The organism is Enterobacter cloacae complex sp. IR5450 (assembly GCF_049238665.1).
Taxonomy (GTDB): domain Bacteria; phylum Pseudomonadota; class Gammaproteobacteria; order Enterobacterales; family Enterobacteriaceae; genus Enterobacter; species Enterobacter hormaechei_C.
Genome location: NZ_JBMKIC010000025.1, coordinates 20508 through 34173 on the forward strand (window position 1 = coordinate 20508; position 13666 = coordinate 34173).

A 13666-nucleotide genomic window follows, 5' to 3' on the forward strand; every position below is an offset into this window, starting at 1 on the left:
CATAGATTTATTAACGGTGTTATCGGCACAGGCCACAGGAACTTTACATTTGCGAAAGGGAAAAGCGCGGGAGTCAGAATGCGACGTCGACAATCAGCGTGTCGGTGTAGGTTCCGGCAGGCGGCGTGGCCTGGCTGGTCAGAACTTTGGCGGTGTAGTTGTAGGTACGTAAAAGCCCGTCCGTACTGACCTGCGATGAGCTGGCGCTGGCCCAGCGCTCGCTGCCGCTGCTACCCCAGCGGTTGCTGGTCGCCTCTTTGTAGATGTCGTAACTCATGAAGTTGCTGCCGCTGACCATACGACGCACGTTGTTCAGGGCATTTGCCCCATTATTAATGCCTATGGTGTAGGTGCTGCCTTTGGTACAGGTGACGGCAACCGACTGTGAAACGGTGGGAAAATTTTGCACCAGCGGCGCGCTGTTAAAATTCACGTCCGGCGTGGTCATGGTGCTGCAATCGTTGGTGACGGTCATGTTGAGGAGGATCGAGGTGGTTGCCGTGCCGGTTTGCGGGGTCAGGCACGCTCCGACCGCGCCAACGGCGCACACGTTGTAGTTAATGCTGAACGTTAACAACACCTGATACGGCCCGGCGGTGACGTTCTGCCCCATTACGGTCCGGAAATAAAGGGGAATGTTCTAGCGCCTTGAACCCAGCAGCCCGAGCAGCGTGTTTCCGCTCCAGGTATAGGCTTTGCTGATTTGTATTTCACTGTTTCCGCCGCAGCCGGACGCCCCGCACAGGCGCGTAGGAATGACATCGGTAATAGCCGCGTTGTCCGTACGCTTCATGGTCGCCCGGCTATTCGCAAAGACGGATGCCGAAGTGTAATTCAGCGTCACCGAGTCGTTGGTTAACAGGTTGAGAACGGTATCGCAGGTCACCACCAGCGTGCCCGTCGTTTCCACTTCCCCGGTGCCGCTGAGAGCGAACGAGGTGACGCTGCCAAACGAGGCATTCACCGTACTGACGGTACAGGCCGCCCAGCTGCCGCCGGAGCACAGCAGCAGAAGCGCGATTAACAGGCGTCTCACGGCGCCTCCCGACAGGTCAGCGGACCGTAGGTTTGCAGCTTATGCTCAGGGTTTGCGCCAACGGTCAGCGTTGCCGTACAGCGTTTACCCTCCGGGGTGATGACCTCAAGCGGATTCACATCGTTGAGGTTTTCCAGCCAGGCGAGGCCGTCATAGCCGACAACCGCGCTGCTGCGGGATGCGCGTCTGACCTGGCTTCCCACCGGGATCGCATTGCCCTGCGCATCGTGCAGAATGACGCTGGCAACCCGCTCCTGCTCCATCGGGAAATCCACCAGATAACCGTTATGCCGACGAATCGCCACCCGACGCTCGGTCTCTTTAAGCCGGGTATCCGCAGGTAAGTTCAGGGTATCAATGCGGTAGCTTGCCGGGTAATAGGCGGAAACGCCGCTCACCAGCAGATAGCCTTTGTTATTGGTTTTTCCGACCGGCTGGTTTTCGTAGCTGACGGGAACATCCGGATGTCCATCGGTGCTGATCACCACAAACGCATCGTTGATTTTGTTCGCCGCAAACAGCTCACCGTCCATCAGCACAACAGAACCCATCGCCTCGCCCCACCAGGTCATCATGCCCTTCTCACCGTAGCCGCCGCCCTGTAGCTCCACATTGTTATTCCGCCAGCCGAGCGTAGCCTGCTGATAATTACTCGACCGCGACTGGTTGGCCCAGGCCATGTTCCAGCTAAAGCCGCCGTCTGAAGGCATCGAGTGGTTGTAGTTAATGCGTTGAGTGCTGCCTGCGTCAGGGGTGTTTTCAAAGGTGACGGCGGCGCTGTCACGTTCGCCGAGGGGAACCTGCAACGACAGCGCAACCGTCCAGTCGCCCCGCTGCTGGTCACGGCTGGCAGCCAGATAAATACTGCTTGAGCCCCACAAATTACGGCTCTAGGAGAGGTTGAGCAGCTCAGTTTTTTTGCTGTCAAAACTTTCAACCCCGATCCACGCCGCGCCGATATTGCCGTAACCGCCGAGGTTAAAGGTTAAGGAATACTGGTCGGTATTGCGGCTCAGGCTGGCAACGGGGTTATCATTTTCATCATAAACGGTGGGCTGATCGTACAGGGCGAGGTTGCCGAAGCCACGGTCGCGCCGGGTATGCTGGGTCGCTACGCTAAACTCGCTGGTGTTGTACTGATAGCCCCAGTTTATCTGGCCGCCGCTATCGCCGCGCATGCGGCTTTGGGTCCACGAGGTATTTACCACGCCAAAACGCCCGAGCTTCAGCACCGTGCCCGCTCCGCCGAGCGCCAGCGACTCCGCCCCTTCCGCATGCCCCTCCAGCGTCAGCCAGTCGGTCACCCCGTAGCGATACGATCCGCTGCCCGCCGCCGGGCCATAGTCAAAATTCTCAATACCGTAGTTACGCCGCAGGCTACCCAGCGTCACGGCGCCGTCGCTTAACCCCTGCTTAAGCAGATCGCTGCTGACATAAAACGGCAGCGTGGTACTCACCTGACGACCCAGCGCATCAGTGGTAACCAGCACCGCATCCCCGGCACCGTTGATATACGGCAGATTGGTGAGGGTAAACGGCCCCGGCTGAAGGCGGGTGGAGCCGGAACGGTAGCCATTAATAAAGAGATCGACCGAGGTCGGGACAGCCGCCTCGCCGGAAAACGCCGGCAGCGGCCAGGTCACCAGATCAGGACGCAGGGAGAAGTCGCGCCCGTAGCTGATCCCGCCCATGCGCACGCTGGTGCTCCAGCTCAGCGCATCGCTGATGACGTCCCCGACGGTCCAGGTGGTGGCGTCTTCCTCGTTGGTGATCAGAAACGTTGAGTCGTAGCGCACGTACCCTTCCTGCTGCCCGCTGTTACCGGTGAAATTCTGCCGGGCGTAACCCGTCGATGAAAACGAATAATCCTCATTGAAATAGCGGAACTCGTGCCAGACCGACGCCTGGCCGCCCGTGTGCTCGGAATGGTTGGTATAAACGTCGTAATTGAGCAACGCGCCGCGGCCATAGTGCGGCTTGCTATGCGTGTTCTGTTCGCTGAACGGCGTGATCCGCGCGGCGACCCAGTCCCGGGGGACCGTCAGCAACAGACGCTGGGCCGTGCTGTCGTACTCTGCGCGTACCGACGTAAGCGTCGAGAGATTCACCTCTCCGGCAGGCACATGCGCGGGCGGCAGCCCGGCGCGGAGCAAATCCGCGCCCGAAATAAACCAGGCACCCTCGCGCTGCGTCACCGGCACCACCAGACCCGTGTCATAGTGGTTCAGCACCAGGGCGAGCTGGAATACTGCTTCGCCGTTCATCGTCCGTGCATCCGGCGGCGGCGGTAAACTGTCGTCACCGGTTTCGGCAAAGGCGCTGGTACTGACGCAAAGCAGGATCATCATCGCCGGTTTCAGTTGACGGGCGTCGATTGCCATTGCGTATCCCTGGCATTAATTTGCGCGCTCATCCGGTTCGGCTGATAAATCCCTGCCGGAAGCGGCCAGCTTCGGGTGCTGCCTGGCAGCACATAACCCAGCAGCCCCTCGGCAACCGTGCGTTTTTGCCCGCCCTGCTCAACCGCAACCTGGCTGAGCCGGACGTGAACATCCCCCTGATTACGGACCTGAAGCGCGGGTTTCCCCCCCTCCTGAACGACCCGCCAGCTCAGCTGTTGGGTGTTCGCCAGCGCGTGGTGTGCCCCTTCGTTGAGGGTGGGGATCCCCTGCCCATAAACAAATAAAGGAATCGAATAGCGCATTTGCAGTTTGAGGCCCATGGACGGTTCCGCTTTGGCATCCGGCTGGGGAATTTCATCCACAATAATGCGGTAGGCCTGCTCAACCCCCGACGGGATCGTCCCCTGCTTGATCAGGCGAATAAGCTGTTTACTGCCTTTAGCGATAGTCACGATCGGCGGGCTGGCGACCACATCCTGCTGGGCGGTGTAACGCTCATATCCGCCCTCCTGTTTCCAGCGCACAATGCGTATCTGCATTGTCGTGGCGCTGTTGCCCTGATTCTGGATCCACAATTCAGTTGCTCTGGCCTCTGCCGAAAGCCACGGATCGATGGGCCACAAAAGAATGGTTGCCGCTGCCTGCGCCTGGCCCGCTGCCAGAGCCGTTGCCCCCAACAGACCCACCAGGCATGATCGCCTGAAAAATGGCTTCATCGATGTTCTCCCTTTCCTACCATGACAAGGTCACGGTGAGTTGATCTGAATATGTTCCCGGCAGGCTAAACCCCGTCAGGAGCGCGACGCCAAAAAGAGGCAGCGCGATGTTATTGCTGTTGGTATAGGTAATCGGTATGGCCTGGTTAACGCCAATTTCACTGTTCGCGGCCAGTGAGCTGCTGCTGTAGAGCCGGTAACCGACCACCTCTGTCCCGCCTGAACGCGTCATCCGCCTCACAGAGCTATAATTCTGACCGCCGTTAATGCTCATACTTAGCGCCACACCCGGTGTGCAGGCGATGGACAACGCGCCGTCGGCGACAAAGCTGGTGCTGACCGGCGTGTTGTCCACGCCATTGCGGGTTCCAAAATCCAGCGTCCCAAAGCGCCCGCCCGTGCCGGTACTCACCGAGCATCCTGGTACTACCGTCGCGCTCACCCTGAAGGACTGGGATGTCACCGCCCTGGCGTCGCAGATCATCATCAGCCCGACGATCAGGGCCAAAAAAGGGTGCACGACGCCCTCTGCGCTTTCGCGCAGACATAAACACAATGCCTTCATGGCTGAATCAGTAGGTGACGCTGACGTTAATCGTGTCGGTATAGGTTCCCGGTACAACCGTTACGCTATTGCCGCCGCCCGTTATGCGCCCGTAGAGGGTATAGCTGTTCACCCCGCCCGCTGTGGAAGCTACGGGCAACGCGGCGTTGTTAGCAATCACGTTGTTGTACCCGCTGTCGCTATAGAGGCTGTATGCCACGCCCTGTGCCGCATTGGCGGTGTTCACCAGATATCGGGCGGGTGTGCCGGGGGTGCCGACAACGGTTCCGGGTGCGGTCGCGTTGGTGTTGCCGGTGATCGCCACCGTGTAACTGGCAGTGGTACATTGAATGGTAAAGGTATTTCCGCCGCTGGCCCCGGTTAACTGGGTTGTCAGGGTGGAGAATGTCGCAGGATGGGTCCCGAAATCGAGTGTCCCGAAGTTAATGCCGTTTTGCGTTGGCGAGCCGTTGATCAAACAACCGTTCGTCAACGTCAGCGTCGCCCCGATAGTACCGCTACTGGTGACTGCCAGCGCCTGACCGACAGTCGCCGCCGTCAGCAGTGTACCCGCGCAGATAAAAAGAAGTTTCTTTTCATTTACCACCCTCCAGAAGAAATAATGGTCCGCTTGCCATATTTTATTCATACTGTTCAGTATGTTAGCCCCGCTTAAACATTCCCCGGCGCGGTTACTGAGAATTTAGTTTATGGTTCACGCTTCAACCACTTTCAACGAAGGTGAGACACCCGCCCCCAATTAACAGACTATTAACAAACATTACAAAGAGTTAGCAAAATAAAACGGGCATTATTCTTGCTTAATCTGAGGATATATCGCGTGTAATGTGATCTGCATCACAATATATCGTTATGATAAAAACAACGAATTTCATAAAAATTAAAAACAAGTTGTAACTCACGCAGCTTTACTTCAATTTATGCCTCGAATATTTTCCTGCGCTTAAATAAAAATTTTGTATGCATCGACGCAGGAAACTCTTTTAGCGCATAGAGGATTTTTTGTGGCAAGTGCAAACAAACTCACGCTCTTCATCGTGATTTTAATGCTGGCGGGTATTCTTTCAGGTGCGGCGATCCATGAGTATGCTTCGTCCGACGCGATACAGGCCTGGTCGGAGAACATTACGCTACTGACCGATATTTTCCTGCGGCTGATTAAGATGGTGATTGCCCCGCTGGTGTTCAGCACCCTGACGGTGGGCATTATGAAGCTGGGTGAAACGTCGACGATTGGGCGCGTCGGGGGTAAAGCGATGGTGTGGTTTATCAGCTCATCCGTGCTTTCCATTCTGGTGGGGCTGTTTATTGTTACCCTTGAACAACCCGGCAGCGGTCTGAACCTGAGCATCCCCACAGAGACGGTTGATACCGGCCTGGCCGTTAGTGGGATGTCGCTGAAAGCCTTCCTGTCACACACCATTCCAACCAGCATTGCCGGCGCGATGGCGAACAATGAGATCCTGCAAATTGTGGTCTTCTCGATGTTCTTCGGCATTGGCGGCGCGTCACTGGGCCAAAAATTCAACGCCCCGCTGGTCGCGGCGCTGGATGTGGTCTCCCACATTATGCTGAAGGTGACGGGCTACGTGATGTACGTTGCGCCGCTGGCCATTTTTGCCGCAATTTCGTCCGTCATTGCCACCCAGGGGCTGGGCATTTTGCTGAACTATGCCTCGTTTATTGGCGGTTACTATGTGGCGATCCTTCTGACCTGTCTGGTATTGCTGGCGGTAGGTTACATGGTGCTGAAAAAAGAGATTTTTCGTCTGGTGGCGATGCTGAAAGATCCGGTGCTGGTCGCGTTTACCACCAGCAGCTCTGAAGCGGCATACCCGAAAACGCTGGAGCAGTTAGCGCGCTTCGGCTGTTCACGGAATATCGCCTCTTTCGTCCTGCCGATCGGCTACTCGTTTAACCTGGTCGGCTCCATGGTTTACTGCTCGTTCGCCTCAATGTTTATCGCCCAGGCGTACAACATTCACCTGAGTTTCACCGAGGTGACGGTGCTGATGTTAACGCTGATGCTGGCCTCGAAAGGCATTGCGGGTGTACCGCGCTCGTCGCTGGTGGTGCTGGCGGCAACCATTCCGAGCTTTAATATTCCGGTGGCCGGGATCCTGCTGCTGATGGGGATTGATCATTTCCTGGATATGGGACGGTCCGCCATTAACGTGCTGGGGAACGGGATTGCGACGGCGATGCTGTCGCAGAATGAAGGGGCGCGGGAAGCGGAGGCAGAGCTGGTGGAGCAGGAGGCGTAAGGATACAAAAGAGCCGGGTGGCGCTGACGCTTACCCGGCTCCATTTTATGCTACATGATTCGCCGCAATATCCAGCAGCGCCATCTCTTCACTGTTCAGCAGCTTCTCAATATTCACCAGAATTAGCATACGCTCGCCGAGCGCACCCAACCCCGTCAGGTATTCCGTCGACAGCGTGACCGCAAACTCCGGCGCAGGACGGATTTGATCTGCGGTCAGCGACAGTACATCAGACACGCCATCCACCACGATCCCCACCACGCGCTGCCCCAGATTCAGGACGATCACCACCGTGTTATCGTTGTACTCCACATCGCCCTGGCTGAATTTCACGCGCAGGTCCACGATAGGCACAATCACACCGCGCAGGTTGGTCACACCCTTGATAAACGCTGGCGTGTTCGCAATGCGCGTTACCTGGTCGTAACCACGAATTTCCTGCACTTTCAGGATGTCGATACCGTACTCTTCATCACCTAAAGTGAAAACCAGGAATTCCTGCCCCGATGGCTCGCCCGCCAGTTTCGTTACGTTACTCATACCGGTCATGTTATTACCTTTTACTTAATCAGGCGGCTGTGTTCGCCACACGTTGTTCACGATTTAATCCCTGAAGTGCCGATACATCGACGATCAGCGCGACGCTACCATCACCCAGGATGGTGGCAGCAGAGATCCCCGGCACTTTGCGGTAGTTGCTTTCCAGGTTCTTAACCACCACCTGATGCTGACCAATCAGCTGATCAACCAGCAGCGCGTAGCGGCGTCCGGCGCTTTGCAGGATCACAACGATACCCTGCGTGGCCTCGGTTTTTGCCCCGTCCACTTCGAACACTTTCCACAGTTCCACCAGCGGCAGATACTCGCCGCGTACTTCGAGCACGCGCTCCCCGCCCGCCAGCGGATGCAGATCTTCTTCACGCGGCTGGAGGGACTCCATCACCGCGTTCAGCGGCAGAATAAAGACTTCGTCCGCCACTTTAACGGACATGCCGTCAAGAATGGCCAGCGTCAGCGGCAGCAGGATACGAATCGTGGTGCCTGCACCCTGCTTAGACTGGATCTCAACGTGACCGCCCATCTCCTGAATGTTACGTTTCACCACGTCCATGCCCACGCCACGGCCGGAAACGTCGGTGACCTGCTCTGCGGTTGAGAAGCCCGGGGCAAAAATCAGCATGCCCACTTCTTCGTCCGTCATGTTTTCGTTGACCGCCATTCCCTGCGAGATCGCCTTCGCCAGAATGCGCTCGCGGTTCAGGCCCGCGCCGTCATCGGTCACTTCGATGCAGATGTTGCCGCCCTGATGTTCCGCTGACAGGATCAGGTTGCCCACGGGCGATTTTCCGGCTGCCACGCGATTTTCCGGCAGCTCGATGCCGTGGTCGAGGCTGTTACGCACCAGGTGCGTTAACGGGTCGATAATGCGTTCGATCAGGCTCTTGTCCAGCTCGGTGGAGCTGCCCATCAGCGTGAGTTCGATCTGTTTGTTGAGCTTGCCGGCCAGGTCGCGCACCAGGCGCGGGAAGCGGCTGAAGACATATTCCATCGGCATCATGCGGATGGACATCACCGATTCCTGCAAATCGCGGGCGTTACGTTGTAACTGGCCCATGCTGGTGATGAGATCGCCGTGAGTCACCGGGTCCAGCTCGTTGGAACGCTGGGCCAGCATCGACTGGGTGATCACCAGTTCACCCACCAGGTTGATTAGCTGATCCACTTTCTCCACCGCCACGCGAATGCTCGTGGACTCGCTGGAACGCGCCGCCGGTTTTTCACCGCGTGCCGGGGCAGCCGTCTCTTTTGGCACGGCTTTCAGTGCCGGGGCAGCGGCAACTACCGCAGGGGTATTCTCTGCCGGAGCTGGCGCTTCAACGGCCGCCGCCTCGGTTTCAAACGCAATCTGATCCGCTTCAATGACGAAGCAGAGCACTGCCACGATGTCATCCTGACCGATCCCGCCGTCAAGCGTCGCGGCCAGGCTGTCTTTGCCCTTCACCACGTTGCTGAGCGTCGCCAGGTTCCCCAGCTCCTCTTCCAGCAGGTTGACCTCGTTCTCCTTCAGACGTGACAGCACCACGCGCAGTTTTCCTGCGGGCGCGTCAGGCGCCGTAGCGGGTTCAGCCACGGCGTCAACAACGCTCGGTTTTGCCGCAGGGACAGCGGGCGCAGACGCCTCACCTTTGGCTTCCAGCGCTAACTGACGCAGCGCGTTGCAGATGTATTCAAAGCTGGCGGCATCAGGCTCTGCCGAACTTTTATAGGCGTCGAGCTGTTCCTGCATAATATCTTTCGTTTCCAAAAACAGGTTGATAATGTCGGTATTGAGCTGCATCTCACCGCGTCGTGCTTCATCCAGCAGGTTTTCCATTAAATGGGTGGTTTCCTGCAAAATGGTAAATCCAAACGTTCCGGCTCCGCCTTTAATGGAATGCGCCGCACGGAAGATGGCATTGAGCTGTTCTGAGTCCGGCGCCTCGGGCACCAGATCCAGCAAATGTTGCTCCATATCGGCCAACAATTCGTCGGCTTCATCAAAAAATGTCTGGTAAAAATCGGTAATATCCATGCTCACGCTATCACCTCGGATTGGCTGGTGGCGATGTTGGAACGGCAGCCGAAGGGACGGCCCCAGGCTGTTTTAAATCGTCCAGTGACTCATTCTGACTTTCGGCGTTTTCATGCAGGATGGCCTGCTCCGCCTGCTGGTTCAGCACTAAAAGACTGATACGACGGTTGATGGCGTCATCCGGTCCGCGGTCGGTAAGGCGCATGGTTGCAGCCATGCCGACCACGCGCAGGACCTTGCCATCATCAAGCCCACCCGCCACCAGCTCGCGACGCGAGGCGTTGGCGCGATCGGCAGAAAGCTCCCAGTTGCTGTATCCTTTCTCTCCCGTGGCGTACGGGAAATCATCCGTGTGTCCGGACAGGCTAATGCGGTTAGGAATACCGTTCAGTACCGGTGCAATCGCACGCAGAATATTGCGCATGTAGGGCTCGACATCGGCGCTGCCGGTTTTAAACATCGGCCGGTTCTGGCTGTCGATGATCTGAATACGCAGCCCTTCCTGTACCAGGTCAATTTTCAGATGCGGACGCAGCGCACGCAGCTTGGGGTCCGCTTCAATCAGCTGATCCAGGTCACCGCGCAGTTTTTTCAGGCGCGCCTGCTCCATCCGTTTTTTCAGCTCGTCGATGTTAGGCTGTTTTTTCACTTCGCCCTGCTGCTGGGTGTAATCGTCACCGCCGCCGGGGATCGGGCTGTCGCTGTTCGAAATGCGCGGCCCGCCGGTGACCGCCGTCGCCAGCGGCGTCCTGAAATATTCCGCAATCTGGATAAGCTCTTTCGGGCTGGAGATGGAGATCAGCCACATCACCAGGAAGAACGCCATCATGGCGGTCATAAAGTCGGCGTACGCGATCTTCCAGGAGCCGTGAGAACCGTGCCCGTGCGCCTTATGCTTGCGCTTTTTTACGATGACGATCGGATGGGACTGGTTTTTCATGCGTCCTCAGTTGTCGTCTGTTGGTTGGGGTTTTTCACCGCGCGCACGTGCTCTTCCAGTTCGATAAACGACGGACGTTCGCTGGAGTAGAGCGTCTTACGACCAAATTCGACGGCGATCGGCGGGGCATAACCGTTGAGGTTTGAGAGCAGCGTAATTTTCACGCACTGCATCATTTTGGTGGTTTCGGCGCTCTTCTGGCGCAGCACGCTCGCCAGCGGGGAGATAAAGCCGTAGGCCAGTAAAATACCGAGGAACGTCCCCACCATCGCGTGGGCAATCAGCGCGCCCAGTTCAGCCGCCGGGCGATCCGCCGAGGCCAGGGCATGTACCACGCCCATTACCGCCGCCACGATGCCAAACGCCGGAAGCGAGTCGCCCACCAGCGCCAGGCTGTTGGCCGGCACTTCGGATTCGCTCTCATGGGTTTCAATCTCTTCGTCCATCAGGGCTTCAATTTCGAAGGTGTTCATGTTGCCGCTGATGATCAGGCGCAGGTAATCGACGATAAAATCGAGCATCATCGCGTCGGCCAGAATACGCGGGTAGCTGGCGAAAATTTCGCTCTCTTTCGGGTTTTCGATGTCCCGCTCCAGCGAGAACATCCCCTGCTGACGTGACTTCGCCATCAGGCGATAGAGCAGCGCCAGCAGATCCATATACATGCTTTTGGTGTATTTCGAGCGACGAAACAGCAGCGGAATCGCCTTCAGCGTGCCCTTGATCGATTTACCGTTGTTACCAACGATAAAAGCCCCTACCCCTGCACCGCCGATGATGACAAGTTCAGCCGGTTGATAGAGTGCTCCAAGGTGCCCGCCGGTCATCATGTAACCGCCGAAAACTGTACCGAGAACTACCAGGTAACCTAATAAGATAAGCACGACATCATCCTTCCGCTAGTGACTATGGCAGGACGTTCATTTCGAGCGCGAGACCTGAACGCAGGGTAAAAAAAGCAGCGGTAATCGCTTACCGCTGCTGGAATCTTGCCCACAGGTTCGGGTTAAACAGCGTGTTCGATCTGTTCATCCAGCAGTTGTGGAATAATATCGGCAGCATCCCGGGAAAGTTTACGTCTTTTTACGGCTCGGGATGGAGGCTGGCACAAACTACAGGCGAAGCTGCCCGCAGGCTGATGCGCGTGGGTAATAAAATTGCCGTCACAGCAGTTGCAGCGCGACAATTCAAGCATGCCGCTTTCAACAAAACGCACCAGCGTCCAGGCGCGGGTCAGCGCCAGCAGAGGTCCCTCTTCCTGCTGCGGGCATTGCTCAAGGTAAAGTTTGTAGGCTTTGATCACGGCATCAACGCCGCTGCATAACCCCGTTTTAAGCAGGTACTGCCAGGCATTACAGAACATGGAAGCATGAATGTTCTGCTCCCAGGTCATGAACCAGTCAGTGGAAAACGGCAGCATGCCTTTTGGCGGCGGGCTACCACGCAGTTCTTTGTACAGCTTGATCAGACGACCACGGCTCAACTGCGTCTCGCTTTCCAGCATTTGTAAACGCGCGCCCAGCGTGATGAGTTCCATTGCCTGCTGGATATCACGGGCTTCCTGAACAATGCTTTTTTCGCTCATTGTTAAGCCCTTTTCTTCCGGGCTACGTCATCAGGCTGGCTGATTTCGTTGAGCAGACGGGTGGAGAGAAGAATACCGGTGTGGATTTGTTGCAGATCGTCCACGCGAGATTCCTGAGTCAGACGCGTAATGGTCTGCGGGTTATCAAAACGGAACTGGCAGACAAGTTGATTGGTTTCAGCCAGCTTGACCATTTGCGGGAGGGTTAATCCACCCAGCATGGTTGCCATCTCTTCGTTAACACCCAGACGAAACATCGCTGACGGTTTGTCCTGACTAATCAAACGCTGCGCGAGCAATAAATACGACAAATTGATGTCATAAATATGTTTTAGCAACTCGGATGTATGCATTTTTCCCATCCCGAATAACCAACTATTATTTTTATGCGGAAAGACCGCACCCCGTGATGTCGCCGGGAAATCACCCGGTATAAAAAGAAAAGGCCAAATGCATAGTTGAATTTAGGTTTGTACGTCGTAAAGCGCGTGACCGGTTAACATGGCCAAAATGTCGGTTACACATTTTATCTTTTCTTACAAATAACTAAGATTTTTCCTAATTCGACGCAAACTCTACTCGTCAGTTTTGACACATACAATGCAGCCCCCCCTGGAATTTAAAAAAATGTGATCTCCGTCACATAATTTACGCGAATGTAACCCATAAATCCATCAGCGCGACTTGTAATTTGACTGTTTATTGAGCAACCGAAGCTTGGTTATATTCTTATGGAACGAATACTCATGCAGAGGGATGAGTGGATCGGGTATGAAAATTGCTATGTCGGAGAAGCGCTGCCCTTCCGCGTCTGAACGGGCGCGAACGTCAGGGAACAGCCAGAGTTAATTAAGTAAAAACAGCAGGTTAAGCTTTCAATTCGAGACAGGAGCTTCCAGGGGTCAGCATCACGCTTGCGTTGACGATCGGTTAACGCGATTTAACAGCACGGAAGGCTAAATGTGTGATTTACGTTAAGTTGTTAATTACTTTCATTTAGCGCCGCCATTTCGTTATTCTTCTTATAAGAATAATTAATGAATAATTATGATAAGGTTCACACTATTGTCGCATGTACCTCTTGCAGAAGCGGCAGATTCGCGGTAAAGCTTGAGAAACGTGTCATTCTGACATAAAAGGAGTGTGTGATGAGTTACTCCCATCTTCTTGTTTCTGTTGCGGTTTCCCCAGAAAGTCATCAACTCGTCGCCCGTGCCGTTTCCATTGCCCGCCCGAACAACGCCCGCATAAGTCTGATCACCCTGGCAGCTGAACCCGAAATGTATAACCAACTGGCAGCGCCTATGCTGGAAGATATTCGTGAGGTTCTTCAGGAAGAAACGCAGCAATTTCTGCGCGAGCTGGTTGAGCGGGCAAACTATCCTGTCCATCAGACGGTGATAGCCACCGGGGAATTAAGTGAACATATTCTCGACATTTGTCGGAAACAGAATATTGACCTGGTCATTTGCGGAAATCATAACCAGAGCTTTTTTTCCCGGGCGGCATGCTCGGCAAAATCCATCGTTTCGTCAAGCCAGGTGGATGTCCTGCTGGTGCCTCTCGGGGGCAATTAATGCCCCCGA

General features: G+C 55.7%; 11 protein-coding genes and 2 pseudogenes. 2 read left to right on the top strand and 11 right to left on the bottom strand.

Annotated elements, in window-relative coordinates; translation table 11 throughout:
* Positions 1-73: 73 nt before the first annotated feature.
* The 5 genes and pseudogenes from ACOTYB_RS17450 to ACOTYB_RS17470 all read right to left on the bottom strand — a co-directional run bounded on the left by ACOTYB_RS17450 (position 74) and on the right by ACOTYB_RS17470 (position 5278).
* A pseudogene (locus tag ACOTYB_RS17450) lies at positions 74-1036 on the bottom strand (spore coat U domain-containing protein).
* Positions 1033-3417, bottom strand: a pseudogene (locus tag ACOTYB_RS17455) (fimbria/pilus outer membrane usher protein). The pseudogenes ACOTYB_RS17450 and ACOTYB_RS17455 overlap by 4 nt, the downstream one beginning before the upstream one ends.
* The gene (locus ACOTYB_RS17460; protein ID WP_409248985.1) at positions 3393-4154 is read right to left on the bottom strand and encodes a fimbrial biogenesis chaperone; all 762 of its coding nucleotides are present in this window, start codon (positions 4152-4154) and stop codon (positions 3393-3395) included. The pseudogene ACOTYB_RS17455 and the gene ACOTYB_RS17460 overlap by 25 nt, the downstream one beginning before the upstream one ends.
* 16 nt (positions 4155-4170) lie before the next feature.
* Positions 4171-4719, bottom strand: a complete 549-nt coding sequence (locus tag ACOTYB_RS17465) for a Csu type fimbrial protein (protein ID WP_032609535.1) — start codon at positions 4717-4719, stop codon at positions 4171-4173.
* 7 nt (positions 4720-4726) lie between these two features.
* Positions 4727-5278: a spore coat protein U domain-containing protein gene (locus ACOTYB_RS17470; protein WP_074169525.1), complete on the bottom strand. Its 552-nt coding sequence runs from the start codon at positions 5276-5278 to the stop codon at positions 4727-4729.
* Positions 5279-5723: 445 nt separating this feature from the next.
* On the opposite strand from ACOTYB_RS17470, the gene ACOTYB_RS17475 reads away from it, so the two are divergent.
* Positions 5724-6983 carry a dicarboxylate/amino acid:cation symporter gene (locus ACOTYB_RS17475; RefSeq protein ID WP_409248986.1) on the top strand — a complete coding sequence of 420 codons (1260 nt, stop codon included), beginning with the start codon at positions 5724-5726 and terminating at the stop codon, positions 6981-6983.
* Positions 6984-7028: 45 nt separating this feature from the next.
* On the opposite strand, the gene cheW is transcribed toward ACOTYB_RS17475, so the two are convergent.
* From cheW to flhD, 6 genes are all read right to left on the bottom strand, one after another.
* Entirely contained in the window at positions 7029-7532 is a 504-nt protein-coding gene (cheW, locus tag ACOTYB_RS17480) for a chemotaxis protein CheW (protein ID WP_003859699.1), read from the bottom strand.
* Between the two features lie 19 nt (positions 7533-7551).
* On the bottom strand, positions 7552-9561 hold the full coding sequence (gene cheA / locus ACOTYB_RS17485) for a chemotaxis protein CheA (protein WP_409248987.1): 2010 nt from the start codon (positions 9559-9561) through the stop codon (positions 7552-7554).
* Positions 9562-9565: 4 nt separating this feature from the next.
* Positions 9566-10495: a flagellar motor protein MotB gene (gene motB / locus ACOTYB_RS17490; protein WP_409248988.1), complete on the bottom strand. Its 930-nt coding sequence runs from the start codon at positions 10493-10495 to the stop codon at positions 9566-9568.
* Positions 10492-11379: a flagellar motor stator protein MotA gene (gene motA, locus ACOTYB_RS17495; protein ID WP_003859696.1), complete on the bottom strand. Its 888-nt coding sequence runs from the start codon at positions 11377-11379 to the stop codon at positions 10492-10494. Before motA ends, motB begins: the two co-directional genes overlap by 4 nt.
* Positions 11380-11501: 122 nt before the next feature.
* A complete protein-coding gene (flhC, locus tag ACOTYB_RS17500; RefSeq protein WP_409248989.1) occupies positions 11502-12080 on the bottom strand; it encodes a flagellar transcriptional regulator FlhC in 579 nt (192 codons plus the stop codon).
* A 2-nt stretch (positions 12081-12082) separates the two neighbouring features.
* A complete protein-coding gene (gene flhD, locus ACOTYB_RS17505) occupies positions 12083-12433 on the bottom strand; it encodes a flagellar transcriptional regulator FlhD (protein ID WP_003859693.1) in 351 nt (116 codons plus the stop codon).
* A gap of 795 nt (positions 12434-13228) precedes the next feature.
* Here flhD and uspC point away from each other — a divergent pair.
* On the top strand, positions 13229-13657 hold the full coding sequence (uspC, locus tag ACOTYB_RS17510; protein WP_003859692.1) for a universal stress protein UspC: 429 nt from the start codon (positions 13229-13231) through the stop codon (positions 13655-13657).
* Positions 13658-13666: the final 9 nt, after the last annotated feature.

Coding starts and splice junctions, on each gene's coding strand:
- ACOTYB_RS17460 (WP_409248985.1), bottom strand. CDS start 4,154: ATGAAGCCATTTTTCAGGCGATCATGCCTGGTGGGTCTGTTGGGGGCA.
- ACOTYB_RS17465 (WP_032609535.1), bottom strand. CDS start 4,719: ATGAAGGCATTGTGTTTATGTCTGCGCGAAAGCGCAGAGGGCGTCGTG.
- cheW (WP_003859699.1), bottom strand. CDS start 7,532: ATGACCGGTATGAGTAACGTAACGAAACTGGCGGGCGAGCCATCGGGG.
- motB (WP_409248988.1), bottom strand. CDS start 10,495: ATGAAAAACCAGTCCCATCCGATCGTCATCGTAAAAAAGCGCAAGCAT.
- flhC (WP_409248989.1), bottom strand. CDS start 12,080: ATGAGCGAAAAAAGCATTGTTCAGGAAGCCCGTGATATCCAGCAGGCA.
- flhD (WP_003859693.1), bottom strand. CDS start 12,433: ATGCATACATCCGAGTTGCTAAAACATATTTATGACATCAATTTGTCG.
- uspC (WP_003859692.1), top strand. CDS start 13,229: ATGAGTTACTCCCATCTTCTTGTTTCTGTTGCGGTTTCCCCAGAAAGT.